Origin of the sequence: Aquipuribacter hungaricus (assembly GCF_037860755.1) — a bacterium.
Taxonomy (GTDB): domain Bacteria; phylum Actinomycetota; class Actinomycetes; order Actinomycetales; family JBBAYJ01; genus Aquipuribacter; species Aquipuribacter hungaricus.
Genome location: NZ_JBBEOI010000474.1, coordinates 1 through 894, shown reverse-complemented (window position 1 = coordinate 894; position 894 = coordinate 1). Strand labels below are relative to the sequence as shown.

At 81.5% G+C, this 894-nt stretch carries 1 protein-coding gene; it reads left to right on the top strand.

Going from position 1 to position 894, the window contains the following annotated elements; genetic code table 11:
- Positions 1-11: 11 nt before the first annotated feature.
- The coding region (locus tag WCS02_RS20710) for a tRNA lysidine(34) synthetase (protein ID WP_340296201.1) at positions 12-894 on the top strand (883 nt) is incomplete at its 3' end.

Genomic DNA, 894 nt, shown 5'->3' with positions numbered 1-894 from the left:
CGACTTTCGGGGTGAGCGGCGGCGCGGACTCCCTCCCGCTGCTCGACGCGGCGGACGCCGTCGCCGGCCCGCTCCGGCTGCGGGTGAGCGCCGTGTGCGTCGACCACGGCTGGCACCCCCGCACCGCCGCGGTGGCCGTCGCGGTCGCCCGCGCCGGGCTGCTGCTGGGTGCCTCCCGGGTCCGCACCGTCCGGGTGGTCCCTGCCCGGACGGCCGGCGGGGGGTGGGCCGGGGGACCCGAGGAGGCCGCCCGCACCGCCCGGCTCCGCGCGCTGGAGGAGGCCGCGGCCCGCGACGGCGCCCCGGTCGTGCTCCTCGGGCACACCCTCGACGACCAGGCCGAGCAGGTGCTCCTAGGCCTCGCCCGCGGTTCGGGCGCCCGGTCGCTGGCGGGGATGCCCGCCCGCCGGGGCCCGTTCGTCCGGCCGCTGCTCGGGCTGCGCCGGGACGTGGTCCGTGCCGCCTGCCCCTCGCTGCCCGACCTGGGCCTGCCCTGGCACGACCCCGGCAACGGCCCCGACCCCGCTGCCGGTCCGGATGCGAGCCTCGACCTCAGCCCCGAGAGCAGCACCGACCGGAGGAGCACGGCCGGCCCGGCGACCGGCGACGCGCTGCTGCGGGCCCGGGTGCGTGCCGAGGTCCTCCCTGTCCTCGTCGACGTCCTCGGCCCCGCCGCGACGACGTCGCTGGCCCGCAGCGCCGACCTGCTCCGCGAGGACGCCGACGCCCTCGACGCCTGGGCCGCCCGCGAGGCCGCGGCGCTCCTCCCGGACGCCCCGGACGCCCCGGACGCCCCGGACGCCCCGGACCGGTCCAGGGCCACGAGGGCGCCCGCCCCCGTCGACGTCCCGCTAGCGCCCTTGCTCGCCCTGCCGCCCGCCGTCCGGCGCCGCG